This is a genomic window from Aurantibacter sp., assembly GCF_042094015.1.
Taxonomy (GTDB): domain Bacteria; phylum Bacteroidota; class Bacteroidia; order Flavobacteriales; family Flavobacteriaceae; genus Aurantibacter.
Genome location: NZ_JBELDZ010000001.1, coordinates 87,672 through 109,050, shown reverse-complemented (window position 1 = coordinate 109,050; position 21,379 = coordinate 87,672). Strand labels below are relative to the sequence as shown.

Here is a 21,379-nt window from a genome sequence, read left to right as displayed (position 1 = left end):
TCCTTAACCTCAGTAATCTTAGCTTTTAATTTTTCACTTAGATATTCAGGTGAACGAGAATTCTTAATAGAAGCTTCCATATCTTCAAAAGTTCTATTATACTTTCTCTGCGCATACTTATTTCTTAAAGTAGTATATGCACCAGCTAGCTGATCATAAGCTGTAATAAAAGGACCGTATTCTGTTCCTCTAACGTGCGTAATAGAAATTACAGCAGCTTTAGGATTGTCAGAGGACTTTGGGTCTTTTTTACCGTTACAATAGTTACATTTAGCGTCTCCTTGTCCACCACCATTATCAATAAATTCTAAAGCTGCTTCACGCAAATCTTTAATATCCATTAATTCATCTTCAACTAAAAGTTGTCCATCTGCAGCCATTTGTACAGTAAAAATATTCTTTTGCTTCTTAATAGGCGGAACTTCATCAGTTACTGGTGGTAACTTAGAGTTAATACCAGAATCAACCTCGATAGTAGTTGTTACTAAAAAGAAAATAAGTAATAAGAAGGCAATGTCAGCCATAGAGCCTGCATTAACTTCCGGTGCTGATCTTTTTGCCATAATTATTTAATCATTTTTTTAACGCCACCAAATGCTAAAGCACCAACAGCAACTACCATTAAAAGGTAAAAAGCAACTAATCCAGCTCCAGCCATAGTAGACTCTCCTGCACTAGCAACTAATCCGTTGTATTTGTATTCCATTGTATCTCCAGTAGAAACTGCAAAAGCAATAACTAATACAGCTACAAATGCGCCAATTCCTATTAATGTATTTTTTAACCCTGAAGAGTTTGTAAATGTGTTTTTTAATGAAAAAACAACAACAAAAACTAAAGTTACTGCTAACACTAAATAAGCTATATACATAAATGTATCTACAGTTCCGCTAGCTTCTCCTGCTTTTACAGCATCATCTCCAGCACCTATGATTAACCCTAAAAAGATGATAGAAATCACTCCAATTATGGCTGCAACCAAGGTTATTATTTTTTGTGTATTCATAATGTATGTTTTATGAGTGTTATTATTTTTTGTACTTAGATAACATATCGATTAACGTAATAGAAGAATCTTCCATATCATTAACAATGCTATCAATTTTTGCAATAATGTAGTTGTAAAAAACTTGTAAAATAATTGCCACAACTAAACCAAATACAGTTGTTAATAAGGCAACTTTAATACCTCCAGCAACTAATGATGGTTGCATATCTCCTGCAGCTTCAATTTTATCGAATGCTTGAATCATACCAATTACAGTTCCCATGAAACCTAACATTGGTGCTAATGCAATAAATAAAGAAATCCAAGAAACATTTTTCTCTAACTGTCCCATTTGAACGCCTCCATAAGCTACAACAGCTTTTTCAGCAGATTCTAAGTCTCCATCTGCTCTATCTAAACCTTGGTAGAATATAGATGCAACTGGTCCTTTTGTATCTCTACAAACAGTTTTAGCAGCTTCTAATCCTCCAGATTGTAAAGCATCTTCAACATCTTGAGTTAATTTCTTAGAGTTTGAAGTAGATAAGTTTAAAAAGATAATTCTTTCAATAGCAATTGCTAAACCTAGAATTAAACATAACAATACAATTCCCATAAATCCTGGTCCACCTTCTATAAAACGTTTTTTAAGTTCTTGGTGAAAACCTAATTCTTCTTTTGCATCATCTTGTGCTGCATCTTCCTGAATTGCTGCTACAGTAGTCGCTACAGTTGTAGAAGCTGTTGCATTAACTGTTGATCCTAAAGCCATCATTAATGTAATAGCTAAAATTGAAAAAAATCTTTTCATTGTTTTGTTATTAAATTGTTCTTAAATTTTGTTTTTTAAAGTGCTAAATATATAAAAAAAATGTGTTCAAAAGTAAAATAACCTAAATCTTTTGATGTTAAAAAATGTTTTTTAGTTTAAAAGTTTGGTATTAAAGCAACATAAACTATACCAAAACTTATTTTTAAATTTTATAACTATTTAATTATGAAGTCATTTCACCTCTTAAATTTTTTTCGAAAGCATTTTTAAGTTTTTTTGGAGACAAGCCTTTTGGCAACAAATACATTAATTTAGATAATGCAGCTTCTGTTGTCAGGTCTTTTCCTGAAATTATACCTATTTTTTTTAATTTCTGACTAGTCTCATATTGTCCCATAGAAACACTTCCACCAGAACATTGCGTTATATTTATCATTGGAATTTTCTGCCTAGCTGCTTTTATTAAAAGTTCTAAAAACCACGTTTCTGTTGTACAATTACCTGCGCCATAAGTTTCAATAATAACACCTTTTAATCCAGGCGCATTAAACATACTTTGCAAAATAGTTTGGGAAATACCAGGGAATAGTTTTATTAACGCAATATTAGACTCTAGGTCTTTATGCACAATAAAGTCCTTATTTACTTTAGGTTTTTTTAGTAAATATTCTTTATTCACCTTTAAATGAACTCCAGATTCTGCTAATTCTGGATAATTTAAACTTGCAAATGCCTCAAAATGTTCTGCGTTAATTTTTGTAGTTCTATTTCCTCTATACAGTTTGTATTCAAAATACAAACCAACTTCTTTTATAACAGGCTTATTTTTATGTTGTAGCGCTGCAACTTGAATAGATGTAATTAAATTCTCTTTAGCATCTGTTCTTAAATCTCCAATTGGCAATTGTGATCCTGTTAAAATAACAGGCTTTGCTAAGTTTTCTAACATAAAACTTAGAGCTGATGCTGTATAACTCATAGTGTCGCTTCCATGAAGAATTACAAACCCATCAAATTTAGTGTAATTATTCTCAATGACTTCGGCTATTTCAACCCAAAACTTAGGGTTCATGTTACTAGAATCTATAGGTTCTTTAAATGATATTGTTTCTATATCACATTCCAACAACTTTAACTCAGGAATTCTAAGTAGTAAATTATCAAAATCAAAAGCTCTTAAAGCACCAGTTTCGGCATCTTTAATCATTCCAATAGTTCCTCCAGTATAGATTAAAAGTATTTTTGGATGTGTCATTTTATTCAAATTTAAATTCGCTTGTTTTCGATATACTTTACTCTAGAATCAATATTATACTTATCTATTTCTTAAATTCCAAAAACGTCTTTAGAGTTTTGGGTTGTAACATCTGCTATTATTTCTTCGGAAACCTGATAAATATCAGACAATTTCTCTACAACTTTTAAGATGTAACTACTCTCGTTTCGTTTACCTCTAAATGGTTTTGGCGCTAAATAAGGCGCATCGGTTTCTAAAACAATGTGATTTAAGTCTATTTGATTTAAAAACTGGTCTATTTTTCCATTTTTAAAAGTGGCAACACCACCAATTCCTAATTTCATCTTATAAGAAATAGCTTGATGTGCTTGTTCTAAACTTCCAGTAAAACAATGAAATACACCAAATAAATCATCTGATTTTTCTTGTTCTAAAACTTCAAAAACCTCATCAAAAGCATCTCTACAATGAATTACAATAGGTAATCTATACTGTTTTGCTAATTGTATTTGTTGTCTAAACGCATCTTGCTGAATTCCTAAAGTGGTTTTATCCCAATATAAATCGATACCAATTTCGCCTACTGCATAAAATTTATGTGCAGCTAGTTGCTCTTTTATATGACTTAACTCATCTAAATAATTCTCTTTTACATGCGTTGGATGTAACCCCATCATTAAAAAGACATTTTCGGGATAATCTTTTTCTAATTTCAACATTGCGTTAGTATAAGTAGAATCTATTGCCGGAACAAACAAACGTGTAACTCCAGAGTCTAAGGCACGCTGTATCATATCTATTCTGTCTTCATCAAATGACTCGCTATATAAATGTGTATGTGTGTCTGTAATAATCATCTGGTAAAAATAAAAAAAGAATATGGTTTCTTAACATTATAACGCAAAATAGAACTGTAACTTTGTATAGACAGATTTTTATAAATTAATGGAGCAAACACTTAAAACACTCTTAGAAAGTCAAGACTATATAAGAGTAAAATTAAAGTTAACTAAAACCAATCACTTTGAACTTAAAGCGTCTTTAAATGGTATTAAAGGTTTGTTTATTTTAGATACTGGTGCTTCAAATTCTTGTGTTGGTTTTACGGATATAGATACTTTTAAATTAAAAGCAAAAGACTCTAGGATTAAAGCTGCTGGGGCTGGAGCAACAGATATGTTTACACAAAGTTCCACAAAAAATCATATTAAAATTGGAAAATGGAATTACCTCAACCTTAATTTAGTTTTGTTCGATTTAAAGCACGTAAACACGGCTTTAATTAACCATAATTCTCAACCTGTAAACGGAATTATTGGTGCAGATATTCTTAAAAAAGGAAAAGCTATTATAGATTATAACAAAAAGTATTTATATTTAAAATTGAAAAAATAACGTTATGATTAATCCTTACGACGACACTTATTTTATGAAAAAAGCCTTACAAGAAGCACAAGATGCTTTTGATAAAGGTGAAATTCCTGTAGGTGCTATTATTGTCGCTAATAATCAAATTATTGCTAGAGGACACAATTTAACCGAACAACTAATAGATGTTACTGCTCACGCAGAAATGCAAGCTATAACCTCAGCATCATCTTATATTGGCGGGAAATATTTACACAAGTGTACACTTTATGTAACTTTAGAGCCTTGCCAAATGTGTGCTGGCGCACTGTATTGGAGTCAAATTTCTAAAATTGTATTTGGCGCTACAGATTTTGAGCGTGGTTGTGGTGCTTTAGGCACAAAACTGCATCCAAAAACCGAAATAATTGGTGGCGTTTTAGAAACTGAAGCTGCAGATTTAATGAAGCGTTTTTTTATTGAGAAACGTAATTTGAATTAAGGTACCAAAACTGGACCAACAATATTCATCCATAGGTAATAACCAGAAATTCCTCCAAAAAAGCCACTTAAAATAAAAGTTAGTCGGTCTTTTATTTGCACAGCTTTAAAAACAATAATTAAAGAAATCATCAAACCAATTAAACCTAAAGTTATAGGGAAGGTTCCGGCAGGTAAATCTAATAAATAAGAAAGCTTGGCTTCATCTCCAGAATATCCAAAATAGTTTCCGTTAGGAAAAACAATTTCTCTTCCTAGAGCCATAGATAAATTAAAAACCTCTCTAAGCCAGAATAACGAAAGAAATACAGCTAACCAATCTATTAATTCAAAGTCAATATTAGTTTTAAATCGTTTTCTAAAATACAAAATCAACAATCCTATACAGCCTGTTAATATTGTTTGAAACGGACCACCAAAAGTTAGCAACAGTTTTTCTTTTTTTTAATTGCTTTTGTTTAGATTGAAACAACGACTTTATTGTCGAATCTTCTTCGCTCAAAATAGCTTCTCTATTTTTGTAAAAGAGTTCTTTTGTTTCTTTGTAAAGTGTGGAGTTGTAGTTTGTGCTTCTGTAATCTATGCTTGCATTATAACCAAAATGTTTAGCCACTATGTAATGACCAAATTCATGAGATAAAGTACCCACAGCTGCAAACAAGATAAAACCAAGGCTTAGAGTAACAAAAAGTTTGGCACAGAATACTTTCTAATAGCTAACATTTATTTTGTTCTCTTCTGACTATTCTTCATAGCTTCAAGATTCTTATGAGTCAACATATAATCTCTTGGATTTTTACCTTTCCAATTATGATAAATAAACAATGGAATCCAAACTAAAAACAAGCCACAAGTTCCAAAACCTATTAACTTCTCTGTATAATCTACCGTTAAAGTAAATCCTAAAATTATACTTATTGCTGCGGCTAAAAAAACAAGCCATAATACATATTTCATCTATTTCTGTTTTGTAAAATTTATTAATTGTCTTCTGTATGCAGTTAATAGTTTAGATTTAGAAACAAATCCTATATAAATATTGTTTTTAATAACTGGTAAATTCCAAGCACTTGAGTTTTGGAATTTATCCATAACAAGCTTCATATCGTCTTTTTCAAAATTAATAATTTCAAGTGGATTTTGCATTAAATCAGAAACCAATGTAGTATTATACAAATTTTGATCAAACATTATATTTCTTACATTATCTAACATTATAATACCTACTAAAGCATTTTCATTATTAATAACAGGAAAAATATTTCTAGTAGATTTAGAAACACCTTTATGCAATAATTCTCCTAAAGTCATTTCTGATTTAAGAGTAACAAAGTTGGTTTCAATAATATTTTCTAAATTCATTAAAGTTAAAACACTTTGATCTTTATCATGCGTTAATAATTGTCCTTTTTGAGCTAACTCTTTAGTATAAATAGTAAAATCTATAGCATTCTTTTTTATTGCAAAAGAAATTCCTACACTAATCATTAATGGAATAAACAACTCATAACCGCCAGAAATTTCAGCAATTAAAAACATAGCAGTTAATGGCGCGTGTAAAACTCCTGCAATTAAACCAGCCATACCAATTAGCGTGAAATTAGTTTCGGAAACATTAAAGCCTAGCTGATTTATAATTTTGGCGACTACATTTCCCAAAGCGCTTCCCATAACCATAGTTGGGATAAAAATTCCACCAACACCACCAGCAGCAAATGTTGTTGTCATTGCAATTGCCTTAAAAACTGTTATTCCTATTAATAATGCAATAACAATCCATATTTGATCTGTATAAGCATCAAAAGGTGTTGTTCCTAATGCTTTTAAGTGATTTTCCGCTAATAAATTATTTATAAAACTAAATCCTTCACCATATAAAGGTGGAATAAAATAAAGCATTATTCCAATAGCTAATCCACCAACTAATAATTTTTGAAATGAAGTTCTAAAGATTTCAAACTGTTTCAAAATAAAGAAATACATTTTAGTGAAATATATTGAAGCAATTCCAGTTCCAATTCCTAAGACTACATAAAACAAAGTATCGTTAATTTGAAATTTATCAGAAGACTTAAAGTTAAATAACAAATCATCTCCTAAAAAGAAATAAGATGTTAAAACAGAAGAGACAGATGCAATTAATAATGGTAGTAATGATACAAATGTTAGGTCTAAACTAAATACTTCAATTGCAAAAATAATTGCAGCAATTGGTGACTTAAATATAGATGAAATAGCTCCTGCTGCCGCACAACCAATAAGCAAACTTCTTGCTTTTTGGTTAACATGAAAAAGTCTTCCTAAATTAGAACTTATAGCCGAACCAGATGCTATTGCTGGACCAAGTAAACCAACAGAACCACCAAAACCAACTGTTAATGGCGCTGCAATTAATGGAATATAAATTTTAGTACGCTCTATAATACCACTTCGCTTTGAAAGTTTGTATAAAATAGAAGGTATAGCGTGAGAAATAGGTTTTTTTGTAACATACTTAACCAACCAATAAACCAACAACAACCCAATCGTTGGCAAAATAAAATACCATTGATTAGTGGTTAAACTTCGTAATAATTCTAATAAAGATTCAATATAAAATGTAATATTTCTAAGTGTTACCGCAGCTAATCCTGCTAAAAAACCAACTAACCCACTTAAAATAAACGTAAAATTCTTTTCGGAGATATGTTTATACTTCCAAATCAAAAAACGTTTTAATAATGTCTGTTTAGGCATTTTGGCTTTATGCTAAAAAATCCCGCTTGAGCAGGATTTTATATAATTTATAGTTTGTAAACTTCGCTAAATCTTAAAAACTTATTACTCTTTTGGCAAATCTAATTGCAGACTTAATTCTTTTAATTGTGCATTATCTAATTTTGCTGGTGCATCTATCATAACATCTCTACCTGAGTTGTTTTTTGGGAAAGCAATAAAATCTCTAATAGTTTCTTGTCCTCCTAAAATAGATACTAAACGGTCTAATCCAAATGCTAATCCGCCATGAGGTGGCGCACCATATTCGAAAGCATCCATTAAGAAGCCAAATTGTGCTTTTGCTTCTTCTTCAGAAAAACCTAAATGCTTTAACATTATGGCTTGTGTTTCTTTATCGTGAATACGAATAGATCCTCCACCAATCTCATTTCCGTTTAAAACTAAATCGTAAGCATTAGCTTTAACTTCTCCTGGTTTAGAATCTAATAATTCTATTTGTCCTGGTTTTGGTGATGTAAATGGATGGTGCATAGCATGATAATGTCCAGTTTCTTCATCTAACTCCAATAACGGGAAGTCAATTACCCATAATGGTGCAAATACTTTTGAATCTCTTAATCCTAAACGTTCTGCAATTTCCATACGCAAAGCACTTAATTGCGCTCTAACCTTATTTGTGTCTCCAGAAAGCACTACAACTAAATCACCTGCTTTTGCTCCTGTAACTTCGGCCCATTTTGCTAAATCATCTTGATCATAAAATTTATCTACAGATGATTTGAATGATCCATCGTCGTTACAACGTGAATAAATCATTCCTAAAGCACCAACTTGTGGTCGCTTTACCCAGTCAATTAACTTATCTATTTCTTTACGTGTGTAAGAATTTCCTCCAGGAATTGCAATACCAACAACTAATTCTGCATCGTTAAATACTTTAAATTCTTTATGTTGTGTTATCGCATTTAATTCTCCAAACTCCATTCCAAATCTGATATCTGGTTTATCGTTTCCATATAAACGCATCGCATCATCATAAAGCATACGTGGGAATTTCTCAATTTCTACACCATTCACTTCTTTTAATAAGTGACGTGTTAAGTTTTCGAATATGTTTAGAATATCTTCTTGATCTACAAACGCCATTTCACAATCAATTTGTGTAAATTCTGGTTGTCTATCTGCACGTAAATCTTCGTCTCTAAAGCACTTTACAATCTGGAAATACTTATCCATTCCACCAACCATAAGCAATTGCTTAAATGTTTGTGGCGATTGTGGTAAGGCATAAAATTCACCTTCGTTCATTCTACTTGGCACTACAAAATCTCGTGCACCTTCTGGTGTAGATTTTATTAAATATGGTGTTTCTACTTCTATAAAATCTTGATTAGACAAGAAATTTCTTACTTCTTGAGTAACTTTAGATCTAAAAATTAGATTGTTTTTTACAGGATTACGTCTAATATCTAAATAACGATATTTCATACGTAATTCTTCTCCTCCATCAGTCTTATCTTCAATGGTAAAAGGTGGTAATTTAGCTTCGTTAAGAATAGTTAATTCTTTTACTAAAACTTCTACATCACCTGTTGGAATGTTTTTGTTTTTAGATTCACGTTCTATTACAGTTCCCTTAACTTGAATAACAAACTCACGACCTAATTTTTGAGCTTGTTCTATTATAGCTTTAGACGTACGTTCTTCATCAAAAATAAGCTGAGTTACACCATAACGATCGCGTAAATCTACCCAAATAATAAAACCTTTATCTCTTGATTTCTGAACCCAACCAGAAAGAGTAACTTCTGTATTTATATGTGATAATCTTAACTCACCACAATCGTGACTTCTGTACATAGCTATAATTTTGAAGTGCAAATTTAATATTTATATTTTGACTGCGAATTTTTTGAGTAAATTATCTTAAAAATAGTTTCTTAAAACTAAACAATTAATTCTCAGATGTTTTAATTAACAACTTCTTTAGAGCTTCAACATCGTATGGTTTTGCCTTAATTAATTTGTTTTTGTCTAGTAGATAATAACTTGGTGTAGAATTTACATTATAAGAATCTCCAATAGTGTTATCCCATTTCCCTTCACCATAAACATGAATAAATTTCGGAAATTGTTTGATGGTTTCTGTCCAAAACTCTGGTTCGTTTTCTAAACCTATTGCAATTACTTTTATATTATTATTTATAGCTTTATGTAATTGAGGTAACTCATTTAAACAATGACCACAAGTACTACTCCAAAACAGAACTAAATATTCGCTACTATTATTAAAATCGTATAATTTAGAAGTTTCGTTAATCTCAAAATTTGGTGCTTTAGCTCCAATAGATGTGTTTTTTACTAGAATTAATTGCTCTATAAGCTTTATGTCATTTTCAGCTTTAGCTAATTCTAACAAATAAGTATCTGTAATATAATTAGCAACGGTTTCGTTTTCTCTTGAAAACTCATTCCATAGTAATTTTAAAATGATTGTTTTAAACACTTTTTTATCTTCAATTATAGAAATTAACGTGTCTATATTTTCTTTATAGGATTGGTTTGCTGTTTCAAAATCAACATAAGTAAACACATAGCTTAAAGCTTTACCAACTAATACATCTGAATTTAATAGATTAATATTATTAAAATCTAAAGCATCAAAAAAATTGTTTTTTATGTTTTCCCTATAAGTTGTTTCATCTTCAAAAACTGATGGATAATACGTTCTATCTGCTTTTATAAATTGATTAATAAATTTAGCGTTTGTTGCTGTTTCAAATTGCTCTTGGCTTTTTTTCTGTAATTGTATTAACGTAAAAAAATCCTCTTTATTAGCCGTTGGATTTGCGTAAAACTTGGCAATAGCATCGGTTATCATTCCCATACTTTTGTTATAAGACTGCCACAATTTATTCTCTTCGGATTTTATAAAATATGTACCTTTGTCTAAACTAAAAGTTAATTCTACATCTTGACCTGTATAAAACACATCAAAATTATATTCTTCTTGTGGTGATGCATAAACAATTTTATATAATCCTTTTTCAGTTTCTTTCTTTAAGGGAATTGTAAAACGTCCTAAGCTATCTACATTAGAATGGTTAGCATAAACTAACTCCATTGGCATTACTTTATATAAGATTGCCATTTTAAAATCTGAAGCAGGTTTAAAAGTTCCAGAAATAGTTTGTTGAGACCAAGCTAAAAGTGGGAGAAACAGTAAGCTTAAACATAACTTTTTTAACATAGGATAATTTTTTAATACAAGTTTTCAATTATTACGCCAAACTTAATTTTTTAGCGGTTGTAAAACAATTAACGCTTGCTTTACAGATTTAATATTTTCAAAAGTTAAAAGTAAACGTAATCCATTTCTGGTTTGTTTCTCTTTCATTTTACAAGCCATTGGGTTTTTTTGTACGTATTGTAATACTCTAGTAAAGTTAGCACTTTGATAAAATTGACTTTGTTGATCATTTAAGAAATATCCAATTAACTTATTTTGTTTCATAATTATTTTTTCAATTCCCATTTTAGTTGCAATCCACTTTAAGCGGACTGAATTTAATAAGTCGTCTGCTTGGATTGGTAATTCTCCAAATCTATCTATTAATTCTTTTTCAAATTGAAGTAATTCTTCTTCAGTTTTAAAATCGTTTAATTTAGTATAAAGCTTTAATCGTTCAGCTATATTATTAATGTAATCGTCAGGGAAAAGCAATTCAAAATTACTATCTATTGTTACCTCTTTTACATATACTTTATCTTCTAAATTGGTATCGTAAAGGTCTTTAAACTCATTTTCTTTAAGTTCTTCAATGGCTTCAGCCAAAATCTTCTGATAGGTATCAAAACCTATTTCGTTAATAAAACCACTTTGTTCTCCACCAAGTAAATCTCCAGCACCACGAATTTCTAAATCTTTCATGGCAATATTAAAACCGCTACCTAATTCTGTAAATTGCTCTAATGCAGAAATACGTTTCCGTGCATCGTCTGTCATTGCAGAATACTCTGGTGTAATAAAATAGCAAAATGCTTTTTTATTAGATCTACCAACACGACCACGCATTTGATGTAAATCGCTTAAACCAAAATTATTTGCATTATTTATAAAAATGGTATTAGCATTAGGAACATCTAAACCACTTTCAATAATTGTAGTACTTACTAAAACATCAAAAGCACCATCCATAAATTGAAGCATTAATTCTTCTAGTTTTTTTCCTTCCATTTGTCCGTGACCAATACCTATTTTGGCATCTGGAACTAAACGTTGAATTAAACCTGCTACTTCTTTAATATTTTCAATTCTATTATGAATAAAAAATATTTGTCCGCCGCGTTCTATTTCATAACTCACAGCATCACGGATAGTGTCTTCAGAAAAACGAATAACATTACTTTCTATAGGATAACGATTTGGTGGTGGCGTTGTAATAACAGACATATCTCGTGCTGCCATTAAACTAAATTGTAGTGTTCTTGGAATTGGCGTAGCTGTTAATGTTAATACATCTACATTATCTTTTATCGTTTTTAATTTTTCCTTTACAGAAACACCAAATTTTTGTTCTTCATCTACAATTAAAAGACCTAAGTCTTTAAACTTCACTTTTTTATTGACTAATTGATGTGTTCCGATAATAATATCTACGTGACCTTTCTCCAATTTTTCTAAGGTTTCACGTTTTTGTTTTGCTGTTCTAAAACGATTCACATAATCTACAGTTACAGGAAAATCTTTTAAGCGTTCCGTAAAAGTTTTATAATGCTGAAATGCTAATATGGTTGTAGGCACAAGAATTGCAACTTGTTTCCCATTATCTACAGCTTTAAAAGCTGCACGAATTGCAACTTCTGTTTTTCCAAAACCAACATCACCACATATTAAGCGATCCATTGGTTTTTCACTCTCCATATCTGCTTTGATATCTGCTGTAGCTGTTACTTGATCTGGTGTGTCTTCATAAATAAATGAAGCTTCTAATTCGTGTTGGTAATGACTGTCTTCATTATATTGATAACCTTTTTCTAATTTACGCTTAGCATATAACTTAATTAAGTTGAAAGCAACGTGTTTAACGCGAGATTTAGTTTTCTCTTTAAGTGTTTTCCAAGCTTTACTCCCTAATTTATAAACCTTTGGTGGTTTTCCGTCTTTGCCATTAAACTTGGTTATTTTATGCAACGAATGAATACTTAAATACAATACATCGCGTTCGCCATAAATAAGTTTTATAGCTTCTTGTTTATTGCCTTCTACATCTATTTTTTGAAGTCCACCAAAGCGACCAATCCCATGATCTATATGCGTTACATAATCGCCTAAATCTAAATTGGTTAATTCTTTTAAAGTAATGGCTTGCTTTTTAGCATAACCATTTTTTATTTTAAACTTGTGGTAACGTTCAAATATCTGATGATCTGTATAAACAGCAATCTTGGTATCTTCGTTTACAAAACCTTGATGAAGAGATAATTGTACCGTTTTATAATGTACTTCTTGTTCTGATTCTTCAAAAATATCATAAAAGCGCTTAGCTTGTTGCTCACTAACACAAGTAATATAATTAGTGTAGCCTTTATTATGGTTACTATTTAAGTTATCTATTAGTAAATTGAATTGTTTATTAAAAGCTGGTTGTGGTGATGATTTAAACACAATAGGATTTTCAGTTAACTCAAAATGATTATTCGAACCAAACTCTACCAATGTATAATCGTTTAATTGTAACCTAAGTAATTGTGAATTACAAAACAATGCTTCAGGTTCTGCATGTTTTATTTCTGCACTTAAACTTTTAAAGGTAGTTTCTGCTTTTGTGTAAAAATCATCTATTCTACTAAAAATTATTTCAGCATTTTTTGTAAAAACGACTGTATTAGCTGAAATATATTTAAGAAAACTTTGCCTTGTTTCTTCAAAAACTTTAGTTGCTACATTTGGAATAATACTAATCTTTTTTACAACTTGATTAGATAATTGAGTTTCGACATCGAAAGTTCTAATTGAGTCTATTTCGTCTCCAAAAAATTCTACTCTGTAAGGCTCATCGTTAGAAAAAGAAAACACATCAACAATTCCGCCACGAACAGAAAACTCTCCTGGCTCTGTAACAAAATCTACACGTTTAAACTTATACTCAAATAGAACTTCGTTTATAAAGTCTATTGATATTTTATCATTAACAGCTACTTTTAAAGTGTGACTATTTAATTCTTTTCTTGTAACAACTTTCTCAAATAAAGCATCTGGATATGTAATTATTATTGCTGGTTTTTTGCGTGAATTTATTCGGTTTAAAACTTCTGCCCGTAAAAGTATATTGGCATTGTCAGTTTCTTCAATTTGATAAGGTCTTCTATAACTTCCTGGATAGAAAAAAACATCTTTTGTATTAATTAATTGCTCTAAATCGTTTAAATAAAAAGCAGCTTCTTCTTTATCGTTAAATACTAGTAAAAATGGTTGTTCCTGCTCTTTAAATACTTCAGCAATTATAAAAGATAATGATGAACCTACTAAGCCTTTTAAATGTGACTTACTTTGGGATTGGGTAATAGCACTTTTTAGATTTTGCATTTGCGAAATCTGAAAAAAAGCTTTTGAGAGATTTATTTTACTCAAGATTTATGTTTCTTTTTTACAAATATACGAGTTAGATTCCTTAATTAGTTAACCTATTTTTATTTAGCAATAATTTTACTTTTAACAATAAACCATTTCTGAACATCTACTCTTATTTAATATTTACCTAACAAAAAACAACTGTACAAAAACACTTTGTATTGATTTAAAAATTAATGTTTTTTTTCAGTAATTTTTTTTGATTATTTATATCTTTGCCACTCATATTAAAAAATAAAAAGTATGTCGTTTTCAGATTTATTTGATAGTGGTTTTAAGAAAAGAAATGAAGATCATTTTGCATCAATTGTAAGAGTTGCAATGAGTGATGGAATGATTAGTGAATCTGAAAAAACGTTCTTAGATCGTTTAGCGCGTAATTTAGATATTAGTGAAGCTAATTATGCTATAATTCTGAAAGATTACAAAACACATCCAGTTAACCCACCAAGCACTTATGATAGGCGTTTAGAGCGCTTGTTTGATTTAGCACGTATGGTATGGGTTGACCACATAAATCACGATGAAAAAATGATAATTTTAGAACGCTTATGTGTTGGATTAGGATTTAAATCTACCAATGCTAAATATATTGCAGATAAGTCTATAGAACTTGTGAAGCAAGGTGTTGATGTAGATGATTTCTCTGAAGAAATTAAAACAATGAACCGTTAATTATTTCGGTTTTAAAACAAAAAAAGAGCTTCATTTAAATGAAGCTCTTTTTATTTTATATCAATTAGAACTATAGTTCTAATGCTTTTTTAATATTTCCGCCCATTAGTAATTCTTCTGGACTTTCTAACGCTTCTTTTACAGCAACCAAGAAACCAACAGATTCTTTTCCGTCAATAATTCTATGGTCGTAAGATAATGCTACATACATCATTGGATGAATTTCCACATTACCATTAACAGCTATTGGTCTTTCAATAATATTATGCATTCCTAATATTCCACTTTGTGGTGGATTAATAATTGGTGTAGATAACATTGATCCAAATACACCACCATTAGAAATAGTAAAGGTTCCTCCTGTCATTTCATCTACAGTAATTTGTCCATCTCTTGCACGTAAAGCTAGACGCTTAACTTCTGCTTCAACTCCTCTAAAGCTTAAATTTTCTGCATTTCTAATTACTGGCACCATTAATCCTTTTGGTCCAGATACTGCAATAGATACATCTACAAAATCATAAGACAACATTTGTTTTCCGTCTATCATAGAGTTAACAGCAGGATATAATTCTAAAGCTCTAACACAAGCTAAAGTAAAGAATGACATAAACCCTAATCCAACACCATGTTTAGCCTTAAAATCTTCCTTATATTTCTTACGCAATTCAAAAATAGGAGTCATATTAACTTCATTAAATGTAGTTAACATTGCTGTTGTATTCTTAGCCTCAACTAAACGTTCTGCTACTTTACGACGTAACATAGACATTTTATGATGAGAAGTTCCACGGTTTCCTCCTGTTGGAGTTCCCATACTTGGAACAGCATTTACTGCATCGTCTTTAGTAACACGTCCATCTTTTCCTGTACCAGTAACAGTATTAGCTTCAATTCCTTTTTCTGCTAATATTTTTTTAGCAGCAGGACTTGCAGTACCTGTTGCGTATGTTTTTGTTTCAGCTGTTTTTGTAGCTTCTACAACTACTTTTTTAGGAGTTTCTTCTTTCGTTTCCGTTTGTGAAACTTCTGAAGAACCTTCTGGTTTGGCTGCACTTGTATCTATTAGACAAACAACTTGTCCAACCTCTACCGCATCACCTTCTTCTGCTTTAAGTGTTATTGTTCCACTTTCTTCTGCAGGTAATTCTAAGGTTGCCTTATCACTATCTACTTCTGCTATAGCTTGGTCTTTTTCAACATAATCGCCATCTTGAACTAACCATTCTGCTATTTCTACTTCTGTTATAGATTCGCCTGGAGAAGGCACTTTCATTTCTAAAATCATTATACTATAATTTTATGTTGTATTAGTTTAATTTTATTTTATTAATGCTGATATAATCTATCTTATTATCAGTATTAAATTTTAAAACAAGTATTTTTTTTACATCCTTAAATTTAATTGGAAATCTTGTATAACCTTTCTCATTAGATGAATTACTTATACTCGTAATGTTTCCATAAGCATTCTGAAATCTTTTAAAAAACACAGTTATATTATCTAAAGATTTGTTGTCTTGATAATCTTTAGATAACAAACTATAAATGTTTTCAAAATTTGAACTATTATAGGATTGAATAAAGTTATTTACAATACTTTTCTCTGATAATTTTTCTGTTTGAGAAAACCCTAAACTAAAGGTTAGTATGGCAATAATTAAAACTAGTTTTTTCATAATCCCTCTTTCTACCTTTGATTATTTTTTGAAGCATCGAACACAAAATCTATAACCTCTTGATGACGCTTTTTAGAACGCGTAGAACTTCCTGCCGCTGGAGCACTATAAGGCCTTCTTGATGCTGTTCTAAAAGTCTTAGCTTCATCTAAATTCATTAACATATGTGAATATGCACCCATATTTCTTGGTTCTTCTTGAGCCCAAACAATATCTTTTACATTACTATATTCTTTTAATACAGATCTAATTTCGTTTAAAGGTAATGGGAATAATTGTTCAATTCTTACTAAAGCTACATCATTTCTTTCCGTTTCTTCTCTACGCTCCAATAAATCATAATAGAACTTTCCTGAAACAAATACTAATGTTTTTGTTTCTTTTGGCTTTACAACTTCTTCATTAATCAGCATTTGGAATTCACCATTAGTAAAATCCTGCACTGTAGACACACATTTTGGATGACGCAACAAACTCTTAGGTGTAAAGACAATTAATGGTTTTCTAAAATTAGCCAACATTTGTCTTCTTAATAAATGAAACATATTAGCTGGATTTGTACAATTAGCTACAAACATATTACTTTTTGCACACAACTGTAGGTAACGTTCCATTCTACCAGAAGAATGTTCAGCTCCTTGCCCTTCGTAACCATGTGGCAGTAACATTACTAAGCCATTTTGTGTTTTCCATTTATCTTCTCCACAAGAGATATATTGATCAAGCATAATTTGAGCTCCATTACTAAAATCTCCAAATTGTGCTTCCCAAATTGTTAATGCTTTTGGATTTGCCATAGCATAACCATAATCAAAACCTACAACACCATATTCTGAAAGTAACGAATTGTATATGTCAAACCTACCATGTTCACCTTCTAAATTATTTAAAAGAACTATTTCTTCTTCACTTTCTTCTACTTTAACAACTGCATGTCTATGAGAAAAAGTTCCTCTTTCTACATCTTGACCAGATATTCTAACATCAAACCCTTCTTTTAATAAAGAGCCATATGCTAAATGTTCTGCCATAGCCCAATCTAATTTATTATTATCAAACATAGTTTGACGTGATTGAATTAGACGTTCTATTTTACGAATAAATTTTTTGTCTTCTGGTAAATTAGAAATCACCTTAGTGATAGCTGCTAAAGTTTTTGAATCTACTTTAGTATTAACAGATTCCATCATTACTTTTTCATTTACACGAGTATAATCTGACCATTCATCTTGCATAAATGGTGTAATAATAGTTTTATCTTCTTTGCGAGAATCTTCTAACTTCTCTTCTAACTTAGCTTTATATGCAACTTCTAATTCTTTAACATAGTCTTTATTAATAATATTTGATGCTAATAGTTTCTCAGCATAAATATCTCTTGGGTTAGCATGTTTAGCAATTGCTTTATATAATTTAGGCTGAGTAAAACGAGGCTCATCACCTTCATTATGTCCATATTTACGATAACCTAATAAATCTATAAAAACATCACGTTTAAATTTCATTCTAAAGTCTAATGCAAATGTCATAGCATGAACAACAGCTTCTGCATCGTCTGCATTAACATGTAACACTGGAGACAATGTTACTTTTGCTATATCTGTACAATAAGTACCAGAACGAGCGTCTAAATAATTAGTAGTGAAACCAACTTGGTTATTTACAACTATATGAATAGTTCCATTAGTTTTATAACCATCTAATTGCACCATTTGTACAATCTCGTAAACTAAACCTTGACCTGCAATTGCTGCATCTCCATGAACTACTATTGGTAGAACTTGACTAAAGTTATTACTATAATATTTATCTTGTTTAGACCTAACTATTCCTTGCACAACTGCTCCAACAGTTTCAAGGTGAGATGGATTAGGAGCAATACTTAATTTTATCTCTTTACCGGTATCTGTTTTTCTACTACTTGTCCAACCTAAATGGTATTTAACATCACCATCAAAAACTTTTTCTTCGTAATCTTTCCCGTCAAACTCACTAAAAATATCTTTTGCAGACTTTCCAAATATATTTGTTAAAGTACTTAAACGACCACGATGTGCCATTCCCATAACAAACTCTTTCACTCCAGCCTCTGCAGCTTGTTCGATTAAAGCGTCTAAACCTGGTATTAAAGATTCTCCTCCTTCTAAAGAAAAACGTTTTTGCCCAACATATTTTGTATGTAAAAAACTCTCAAAAGAAACAGCTTCATTAAGTTTTTTAAGGATGTGCTTTTTTTGGTCTGCTGAAAAATTTGGCTGATTATCGTTGATATTTAATCTATTCTGAATCCATTTAAGCTCTTCAGGTTCTCTAACATACATATATTCAACACCTATAGAATCACAATAAATATTCTCAAAGTGTCGGATAATTTGTTGTAAAGTCTGGGATCCAATCCCTAAAACTTCTCCAGCATTAAAAACAGTGCTTAAATCTGTTTTAGACAACCCAAAATTCTCTATCTCTAAAGTTGGTTCATATTTACGACGACCTCTAACCGGGTTCGTTTTTGTAAACAGATGACCTCTATTTCTATAGCCATCTATTAATTTAATAACCTGAAATTCTTTCTGAACGTTTTTAGGAACATGAACAACAGTATCGTTATCTATATCTATAGCATATTCCTCTGTACCGAAATCGTAACCTTGAAAAAAGGCTCTCCAACTTGGCTCAACAGAATCTGGGTTTTTAAGATATTGGTCGTATAAATCAGCAAAGTATGCTGTATGTGCTGCGTTTAAAAAGGAATATTTATCCATTATAATTTAATAGGCGTGTTCGCTTCAACAAATTTTATCAAAAATACAACATTTACTAAAAACACCATCTATTTTAGTATATTTATCCTATAATTTTTCAAAAAGGTATCGAATATGATTTATTTTAAGCTTAAAAATATAACTTTAAAATTTATTATAGTATTAATTTACCTAAGCTTTAACTTTAGTTTTACACAAACGGAAATTGAATCAAAAGAGAATCGTTTTTGGCAACATGTTAGATTTGGTGGTGGACTAGGCTTAAGTTCTGGGACAGACTTTTTTACTTTAGGCGTATCTCCAAGTGCTATTTACGATTTTAACGATCAATTTTCTTTAGGTACATCTTTAAATTACACATATAACCGATTTAAAAATAGATTTAAGTCTAATATTTATGGCGGAAGCATTTTAGGTCTATTCAATCCAATTAACGAAATTCAAATATCTACCGAATTAGAGCAACTTCGTGTCAATAGAAATTACGAAGGTATAAATCAAGGTTTACCGAGTGATAATTATTGGTCGCCGGCATTATTTATTGGAGCAGGATACAGAACAAACAATGTAACTATTGGTTTACGTTACGATTTATTGTTTGATGAACAAAAAAGTATTTATGCAGATGCTATTATTCCTTTTATTAGGGTTTATTTTTAAAACTAACTACTATATCTATTCTTAAACCAAACTTTTTGCCATTCGCGTTGTAGTATTAAAAAAGAAACTTCCTCAGACAAACTCAACGCATCGTCTCCATTGAGATTTTTAATTTTTCCTTCTGAAACATCTATAATATAAAGTAGATTTAGATAATCGTTAAACTTTTCTTGAATTAACCTATAAACAACCTCATGTAGACACGCTTTTAGAGATTTTGGCGAAATATCTTCTTCAAAGTCTAAATCTATATTAGCATATAAAAAATCTTTATTTAATTGAATAATTAATTTTTGATATAATTTTAAATTGTCTGCTTCTTCAATTAGGTTTGAAAACGTTTCTGGTAATTTCATAGTAATCTAAGTAGTTCTTGTCATTAAAGCATTTCCAAAAACTTTCAACTGTTCTTTTTTATCGTTTGAAATCGTTAAACTATCTAAAACCTTATAAGCTTTATCAGTATAGTCTTTTATAGCTTGTTTTGTAGCATTAGCAGATCCGCTATTTAAAAATAACGTTTTTACGCGTTTAATTTTATCAGCATTATCGGATAATTCTTTATTAAATAAGATCTCGAGTTCCTTTGCTTCAGATTCATTTAAAAACTCCAACGCCTTTAAGTATAAATAAGTTTTCTTGTTTTCAATTATGTCGCCACCAACTTGTTTACCAAATGTTTTAGGATCACCAAAGGCGTCTAAATAATCATCTTGCAACTGAAATGCAATTCCTAATAATCGGCCAAAATTATAAATAGCAACTTGATTTTCTTTATTTGCATTAGCTACAATTGCACCCATTTGCATTGCTGCTCCAACCAAAACAGCAGTTTTATATTCAATCATTTTTAAATACTCAGCAATAGTAACATCATTTCTAACTTCAAAATCTACATCGTATTGCTGTCCTTCACAAACTTCTAAAGCGGTTTTACTAAATAATTTAGCTAATGCCTGAAATATTTTAGGTTCATAAGACTCAAAAAGCTGATACGCTATGATTAACATTGCATCTCCAGATAAAATACCTGTATTGGTATCCCATTTTATGTGAACTGTTTCTTTACCTCTTCTTAAAGGTGCAGCATCCATAATATCATCATGAACTAAAGAAAAATTATGAAACACCTCAATACTCAATGCAGCAGCAAGTGCTTTTTTATAGTCTCCATCAAAAATATCGGCAGACATTAAAGTTAAAACTGGTCTTAATCGTTTTCCTCCTAATTGCAATATATAATTTACGGGCTCGTAAAGATTTACAGGTTCTCTTTCTACTGTAAATGTGTTTAAGTATTCTATAAACTCTTCCTGGTAAAATGGTGTGCTTTGCATTTAGCAAAAATAATGAAAACTACGCTCAATAAAACCATATTAGCAATGTTAAAAAATGATTAAAATAAA

At 30.5% G+C, this 21,379-nt stretch carries 20 protein-coding genes; 4 read left to right on the top strand and 16 right to left on the bottom strand.

The features are described from left to right. The 5 genes from ACFDSN_RS00445 to ACFDSN_RS00425 form a co-directional block, all read right to left on the bottom strand. Positions 1-563 (bottom strand): ExbD/TolR family protein (locus ACFDSN_RS00445; protein WP_375237844.1); only part of this gene is annotated, 563 nt, incomplete at its 3' end. A gap of 2 nt (positions 564-565) precedes the next feature. Continuing rightward, positions 566-1,006, bottom strand: coding sequence for a hypothetical protein (locus ACFDSN_RS00440; RefSeq protein ID WP_375237843.1), 441 nt, complete (start codon positions 1,004-1,006; stop codon positions 566-568). A gap of 22 nt (positions 1,007-1,028) precedes the next feature. Then, positions 1,029-1,799, bottom strand: coding sequence for a MotA/TolQ/ExbB proton channel family protein (locus ACFDSN_RS00435; RefSeq protein ID WP_375237842.1), 771 nt, complete (start codon positions 1,797-1,799; stop codon positions 1,029-1,031). Positions 1,800-1,983: 184 nt separating this feature from the next. Continuing rightward, positions 1,984-3,015 carry an asparaginase gene (locus ACFDSN_RS00430; RefSeq protein WP_375237841.1) on the bottom strand — a complete coding sequence of 344 codons (1,032 nt, stop codon included), beginning with the start codon at positions 3,013-3,015 and terminating at the stop codon, positions 1,984-1,986. Between the two features lie 71 nt (positions 3,016-3,086). Continuing rightward, entirely contained in the window at positions 3,087-3,854 is a 768-nt protein-coding gene (locus ACFDSN_RS00425) for a TatD family hydrolase (protein WP_375237840.1), read from the bottom strand. A gap of 88 nt (positions 3,855-3,942) precedes the next feature. On the opposite strand from ACFDSN_RS00425, the gene ACFDSN_RS00420 reads away from it, so the two are divergent. Together ACFDSN_RS00420 and ACFDSN_RS00415 are read left to right on the top strand one after the other, a co-directional pair. Next, positions 3,943-4,392 (top strand): TIGR02281 family clan AA aspartic protease, encoded by a 450-nt coding sequence (locus tag ACFDSN_RS00420; RefSeq protein ID WP_375237839.1) that lies wholly within the window; start codon positions 3,943-3,945, stop codon positions 4,390-4,392. A 4-nt stretch (positions 4,393-4,396) separates the two neighbouring features. Continuing rightward, complete coding sequence (locus ACFDSN_RS00415) at positions 4,397-4,846, top strand: nucleoside deaminase (RefSeq protein ID WP_375237838.1); 450 nt, start codon at positions 4,397-4,399, stop codon at positions 4,844-4,846. On the opposite strand, the gene ACFDSN_RS00410 is transcribed toward ACFDSN_RS00415, so the two are convergent. The 6 genes from ACFDSN_RS00410 to mfd form a co-directional block, all read right to left on the bottom strand. After that, entirely contained in the window at positions 4,843-5,274 is a 432-nt protein-coding gene (locus ACFDSN_RS00410; protein ID WP_375237837.1) for a hypothetical protein, read from the bottom strand. The two genes, ACFDSN_RS00415 and ACFDSN_RS00410, sit on opposite strands and share 4 nt — an antisense overlap. Before the next feature lie 294 nt (positions 5,275-5,568). Beyond that, entirely contained in the window at positions 5,569-5,802 is a 234-nt protein-coding gene (locus ACFDSN_RS00405) for a hypothetical protein (RefSeq protein ID WP_375237836.1), read from the bottom strand. After that, the gene (locus tag ACFDSN_RS00400) at positions 5,803-7,581 is read right to left on the bottom strand and encodes a chloride channel protein (protein WP_375237835.1); all 1,779 of its coding nucleotides are present in this window, start codon (positions 7,579-7,581) and stop codon (positions 5,803-5,805) included. Positions 7,582-7,665: 84 nt separating this feature from the next. Continuing rightward, positions 7,666-9,423: an aspartate--tRNA ligase gene (gene aspS / locus ACFDSN_RS00395; RefSeq protein WP_375237834.1), complete on the bottom strand. Its 1,758-nt coding sequence runs from the start codon at positions 9,421-9,423 to the stop codon at positions 7,666-7,668. Positions 9,424-9,517: 94 nt separating this feature from the next. After that, complete coding sequence (locus tag ACFDSN_RS00390) at positions 9,518-10,813, bottom strand: TlpA family protein disulfide reductase (RefSeq protein ID WP_375237833.1); 1,296 nt, start codon at positions 10,811-10,813, stop codon at positions 9,518-9,520. A 42-nt stretch (positions 10,814-10,855) separates the two neighbouring features. Beyond that, on the bottom strand, positions 10,856-14,152 hold the full coding sequence (mfd, locus tag ACFDSN_RS00385; protein WP_375237832.1) for a transcription-repair coupling factor: 3,297 nt from the start codon (positions 14,150-14,152) through the stop codon (positions 10,856-10,858). Positions 14,153-14,440: 288 nt separating this feature from the next. On the opposite strand from mfd, the gene ACFDSN_RS00380 reads away from it, so the two are divergent. Further along, positions 14,441-14,872: a TerB family tellurite resistance protein gene (locus tag ACFDSN_RS00380; protein ID WP_375237831.1), complete on the top strand. Its 432-nt coding sequence runs from the start codon at positions 14,441-14,443 to the stop codon at positions 14,870-14,872. A 70-nt stretch (positions 14,873-14,942) separates the two neighbouring features. Here ACFDSN_RS00380 and odhB read toward each other — a convergent pair whose 3' ends face one another. From odhB to ACFDSN_RS00365, 3 genes are read right to left on the bottom strand one after another with little or no spacing between them, the layout of a single operon-like run. Further along, complete coding sequence (gene odhB / locus ACFDSN_RS00375; RefSeq protein WP_375237830.1) at positions 14,943-16,160, bottom strand: 2-oxoglutarate dehydrogenase complex dihydrolipoyllysine-residue succinyltransferase; 1,218 nt, start codon at positions 16,158-16,160, stop codon at positions 14,943-14,945. A 22-nt stretch (positions 16,161-16,182) separates the two neighbouring features. Then, positions 16,183-16,551: a DUF3887 domain-containing protein gene (locus ACFDSN_RS00370; RefSeq protein WP_375237829.1), complete on the bottom strand. Its 369-nt coding sequence runs from the start codon at positions 16,549-16,551 to the stop codon at positions 16,183-16,185. Between the two features lie 11 nt (positions 16,552-16,562). Further along, complete coding sequence (locus tag ACFDSN_RS00365) at positions 16,563-19,313, bottom strand: 2-oxoglutarate dehydrogenase E1 component (protein WP_375237828.1); 2,751 nt, start codon at positions 19,311-19,313, stop codon at positions 16,563-16,565. A gap of 114 nt (positions 19,314-19,427) precedes the next feature. Between ACFDSN_RS00365 and ACFDSN_RS00360 the strand changes: the two genes are divergently transcribed. Continuing rightward, entirely contained in the window at positions 19,428-19,973 is a 546-nt protein-coding gene (locus ACFDSN_RS00360) for an alpha-ketoglutarate decarboxylase (RefSeq protein ID WP_375237827.1), read from the top strand. Positions 19,974-19,975: 2 nt separating this feature from the next. Here the strand turns inward: ACFDSN_RS00360 and ACFDSN_RS00355 are convergent, their stop codons facing one another. Beyond that, positions 19,976-20,329 carry a hypothetical protein gene (locus tag ACFDSN_RS00355; RefSeq protein ID WP_375237826.1) on the bottom strand — a complete coding sequence of 118 codons (354 nt, stop codon included), beginning with the start codon at positions 20,327-20,329 and terminating at the stop codon, positions 19,976-19,978. A 6-nt stretch (positions 20,330-20,335) separates the two neighbouring features. Beyond that, positions 20,336-21,310, bottom strand: a complete 975-nt coding sequence (locus ACFDSN_RS00350; RefSeq protein WP_375237825.1) for a polyprenyl synthetase family protein — start codon at positions 21,308-21,310, stop codon at positions 20,336-20,338. Between the last annotated feature and the right edge of the window lie 69 nt (positions 21,311-21,379).

Excerpts from the sequence above, each read along its gene's own strand:
- ACFDSN_RS00440 (WP_375237843.1), bottom strand. The coding sequence starts at position 1,006 with ATGAATACACAAAAAATAATAACCTTGGTTGCAGCCATAATTGGAGTG.
- ACFDSN_RS00435 (WP_375237842.1), bottom strand. The coding sequence starts at position 1,799 with ATGAAAAGATTTTTTTCAATTTTAGCTATTACATTAATGATGGCTTTA.
- ACFDSN_RS00430 (WP_375237841.1), bottom strand. The coding sequence starts at position 3,015 with ATGACACATCCAAAAATACTTTTAATCTATACTGGAGGAACTATTGGA.
- ACFDSN_RS00425 (WP_375237840.1), bottom strand. The coding sequence starts at position 3,854 with ATGATTATTACAGACACACATACACATTTATATAGCGAGTCATTTGAT.
- ACFDSN_RS00420 (WP_375237839.1), top strand. The coding sequence starts at position 3,943 with ATGGAGCAAACACTTAAAACACTCTTAGAAAGTCAAGACTATATAAGA.
- ACFDSN_RS00415 (WP_375237838.1), top strand. The coding sequence starts at position 4,397 with ATGATTAATCCTTACGACGACACTTATTTTATGAAAAAAGCCTTACAA.
- ACFDSN_RS00405 (WP_375237836.1), bottom strand. The coding sequence starts at position 5,802 with ATGAAATATGTATTATGGCTTGTTTTTTTAGCCGCAGCAATAAGTATA.
- ACFDSN_RS00400 (WP_375237835.1), bottom strand. The coding sequence starts at position 7,581 with ATGCCTAAACAGACATTATTAAAACGTTTTTTGATTTGGAAGTATAAA.
- aspS (WP_375237834.1), bottom strand. The coding sequence starts at position 9,423 with ATGTACAGAAGTCACGATTGTGGTGAGTTAAGATTATCACATATAAAT.
- ACFDSN_RS00390 (WP_375237833.1), bottom strand. The coding sequence starts at position 10,813 with ATGTTAAAAAAGTTATGTTTAAGCTTACTGTTTCTCCCACTTTTAGCT.
- mfd (WP_375237832.1), bottom strand. The coding sequence starts at position 14,152 with ATGCAAAATCTAAAAAGTGCTATTACCCAATCCCAAAGTAAGTCACAT.
- ACFDSN_RS00380 (WP_375237831.1), top strand. The coding sequence starts at position 14,441 with ATGTCGTTTTCAGATTTATTTGATAGTGGTTTTAAGAAAAGAAATGAA.
- odhB (WP_375237830.1), bottom strand. The coding sequence starts at position 16,160 with ATGATTTTAGAAATGAAAGTGCCTTCTCCAGGCGAATCTATAACAGAA.
- ACFDSN_RS00370 (WP_375237829.1), bottom strand. The coding sequence starts at position 16,551 with ATGAAAAAACTAGTTTTAATTATTGCCATACTAACCTTTAGTTTAGGG.
- ACFDSN_RS00365 (WP_375237828.1), bottom strand. The coding sequence starts at position 19,313 with ATGGATAAATATTCCTTTTTAAACGCAGCACATACAGCATACTTTGCT.
- ACFDSN_RS00360 (WP_375237827.1), top strand. The coding sequence starts at position 19,428 with ATGATTTATTTTAAGCTTAAAAATATAACTTTAAAATTTATTATAGTA.
- ACFDSN_RS00355 (WP_375237826.1), bottom strand. The coding sequence starts at position 20,329 with ATGAAATTACCAGAAACGTTTTCAAACCTAATTGAAGAAGCAGACAAT.
- ACFDSN_RS00350 (WP_375237825.1), bottom strand. The coding sequence starts at position 21,310 with ATGCAAAGCACACCATTTTACCAGGAAGAGTTTATAGAATACTTAAAC.